This window comes from Marinactinospora endophytica (assembly GCF_054780875.1).
Window position 1 is genome coordinate 1 of record NZ_BAAGVM010000029.1, and the last position, 3,759, is coordinate 3,759.

The window sequence follows — 3,759 nt, forward strand, 5'->3', positions numbered from 1 at the left end:
GATCAGTCCGCGTGAGGCGGTGGCGATCGATCCGCAGCAGCGGTTGCTGTTGGAGGTGGCCTGGGAGACCCTGGAGCGTTCCGGGATCGACCCCGACCGGCTGCGCGGCACCCCCACCGGCGTCTTCGTCGGCGGTACGCAGACCGGGTACGGCATCGGGCCGGGCGGCGCCTTCCCCGAGGAGATCGAGGGCTACCTTCAGACCGGTAACGCCGGATCCGTCATGTCGGGTCGGGTGGCTTATGCGCTGGGTCTGGAGGGTCCGGCGGTGACCGTGGACACGGCCTGCTCGTCCTCTCTCGTCGCGATCCACCTGGCGGCCGAGTCGCTGCGCCGTGGCGAGAGCACCCTCGCCCTCGCCGGCGGCGTCACCGTCATGGCGACGCCGGAGCTCATGGTGGACTTCAGCCGGCAGCGTGGGTTGGCCCGTGACGGCCGGGTCAAGGCGTTCTCCGATGACGCCGATGGCACGGTGTTCTCCGAGGGCGTGGGGTTGATCCTGTTGGAGCGGCTTTCTGACGCGCGTGCGAACGGTCACCGTGTTCTGGGGCTGGTGCGTGGTTCGGCGATCAACCAGGATGGTGCGAGCAATGGGTTGACCGCTCCCAGTGGTCCGTCGCAGGAGAAGGTCATCCGTCGGGCTTTGGCCGCGGCCGGCCTGGAACCCGGGGACGTCGACGCGGTCGAGGCCCACGGCACCGGCACCACACTGGGCGACCCCATCGAGGCGCAGGCGCTACTGGCCACCTACGGGCGTGACCGAGACGGCGCGGAACCCCTGTGGCTCGGTTCGATCAAGACCAACTTCGGGCACGCTCAGGCGGCCTCGGGGGTGGCCGGGGTGATCAAGATGGTGGTGGCCATGCGGGAGGGCTTCTTGCCTCCCACCCTGTACGCCTCCTCCCCCTCCACCCACGTGGACTGGGACCAAGGCCGGGTACGGCTTCTGGATGAGGGCCGGGACTGGCCTGAGCGGCCGGACGCGCCCCGCCGGGCCGGAGTGTCCTCCTTTGGGATCAGTGGCACCAACGCCCACCTCATCATCGAACAAGCCCCCCACCACCCCGACCACGCCGACCAGACCGAGCACTCCGACCAGCCCGACGATTCTGACCAGACCGGGAAGGCTCCGGTTTCGTCTGTGTCGTTGCCGTTGACCCCGGTGGTGATCACCGCGCGTACCCCCCAGGCCCTACCCGCCCAAGCCGCCCGCCTAGCCGACCACCTGGCCGCTCACCCCGAGCATGACCTGCCCGCCATCGCGTTGGCCACCACCACCCGCACCCCCCACCAACACCGCGCCATCATCCTGGCCCCCACCACCCACGACCTACACACCTCACTGAACAACCTCGCCCACGGCCACCCCGACCCCGCCACCATCACCGCGCGCGCCCGCACCACCAAAACCGCGCTGCTCTACTCCGGCCAAGGCGCCCAACACCCCGGCATGGGCCACACCCTCTACACCACCTTCCCCGCCTTCGCCACCGCCCTGGACCAGGCCTGCGACGCCCTGGACGCCCACCTAGACCACCCCCTACGCGACGTCATGTGGGCCACCCCCGACCACCCCCTCCACGGCCTGCTCGACCACACCGCCTACACCCAACCCGCCCTCTTCGCCATCGAAACCGCCCTCTACCACCTCCTCACCACCTGGGGCCTACACCCCGACTACCTCACCGGCCACTCCATCGGCGAGATCACCGCCGCCCACACCGCCGGCATCCTCACCCTCACCGACGCCGCGACCCTGGTCACCGCCCGCGGCCGCCTCATGCAAACCCTGCCCCCCGGCGGCGCCATGACCGCCATCCAAGCCACCGAAGACGAAATCACCCCCCTACTCGGCGACCACCCCGGCCACATCGCCATCGCCGCGATCAACGCCCCCGACTCCACCGTCATCTCCGGCACCACCACCGCCGTCAACACCATCACCGCCCACTTCACCGCCCTGGGCCGCAAAACCCGGCCCCTCAACGTCTCCCACGCCTTCCACTCCCCCCTCCTGGACCCCATCCTCGACGAATTCACCACCATCACCGCCGGCCTGACCCCCCGCCCCGGCCACACCCCCGTCATCTCCAACCTCACCGGCACCCGCCTCACCCCCGACCAAGCCGCCGACCCCACCTACTGGGCCCACCACGCCCGCCACACCGTCCGCTTCAGCGACACCATCACCCACCTCCTCGCCGCCGGGACCGGCGTGTTCATCGAAGCCGGCCCCGACACCCCCCTGACCGCCATGGGCCCACGCACCGCCCCACCCGACACCACCGCCCTGTTCACCGGCCTACTACGCCCCGGCCACGACGAACCCACCACCCTGCTGCGCGGCCTGGCCACCGCCCACACCCACGGCACCCCCATCGACTGGGCCCGCCTGCACACCACCACCGGCCACCCCGCCCCCACCCCCCACATCGACCTGCCCACCTACGCCTTCACCCACCACCACTACTGGCTCACGAGTCCGTCGGTGATCGCCGACGCGGGCGGGTTGGGCCAGACCCCGGCGGACCATCCGCTGGTCGGAGCGGTGGTCGAGCTTCCCGAACAGGGCGGCGTGGTGCTGACCGGGCGATTGTCGGTGGCGTCGCAGCCGTGGCTGGCCGACCACACGGTGGAGGGGCGGGTGCTCTTCCCGGGGACCGGGTTCGTCGAGCTGGCCGTGCGCGCCGGCGACGAGGTCGGCTGTTCCGAGGTCGAGGAGCTCATGATCGAGACCCCGCTGGTGATCGAACCGGAGGAACCCATCGTTCTCCAGGTCACCGTCGGAGCCGAGGAGGACGGCCGACGGCCGGTCTCGGTGCACTCCCGTGCCGGTTCCCGCCCCTGGACCCGCCATGCGGTGGGGGTGCTGGTCGCCGGTCGTGTGGGGGGTGCGGGGTTTGATCTGTCGGTGTGGCCGCCGGTGGATGCGCGTGTGGTGGAGGTGTCGGGTCATTACGAGCGGCTGGCCGGTGAGGGTTATGGGTATGGTCCGGCGTTTCAGGGGTTGAGGCGCGCGTGGACGCGTGGTGGTGAGGTGTTCGCCGAGGTGGAGTTGGGTGAGCGGGAGGCCGCCCAGGCGGGGGCTTTCGGGATCCACCCGGCTCTGCTCGACGCCGCCCTGCACGCCATCGACATGGCCGACCACGACGACGGGACGGCCACCGACGGGAGGATCACGCTTCCGTTCGCGTGGACCGGTGTCCGGCTGCACGCCTCGGCCGCCGGCCATCTCCGGGTGCGTCTGCGCAAGGAGGACGACGACACCGTCACCATCTTCGCCGCCGACGCGGCCGGTCGCCCGGTGGTGTCCGTCGATTCCCTGATCCTCCGTGAGATCGCCGGTCCGGGGCAGGACCACGCCGCCCTCTCCTCCCTCCTGCGCATGGAGTGGACCCCCTTCGCGGACACCACGCCGAGCCTGTCCGGCCCGGTTGCCGTGGTGGCTGGTGTGGGGGTGGGGGCGCCTGATGTGGCCGGGTTGTTGGAGGCCGCGGGTGTTGATGTGCGTCCGTGCGTGGATCTGACCGAGGCCGCGGCCGTGCGGGGTTTGTCGGCCGTGGTGGTGCCGTTGGGTTGTGCGGATGCCGGACAGGATGTTCCCGGCGCGGTGCGCCAGGCCGTGAGCCGGATGGCGGCGGTGGTGGGTGCTTGGGTGGGGGATGAGCGTCTGTCGGGTGTGCGGTTGGTGGTGGTGTCCTCGGGTGTGGTGGGGGCGCGTGCCGGTGATGGTGGCCCGGGTTTGGTGGGGTCGGCGGT

Annotated in this window: 1 protein-coding gene; it reads left to right on the top strand. The window is 70.9% G+C overall.

Annotated elements, in window-relative coordinates; genetic code table 11:
• Window positions 1-19 precede the first annotated feature (19 nt).
• A partial coding sequence (locus ACYVHU_RS26595; protein WP_498949910.1) for a type I polyketide synthase occupies window positions 20-3,759 on the top strand: 3,740 nt, incomplete at its 3' end.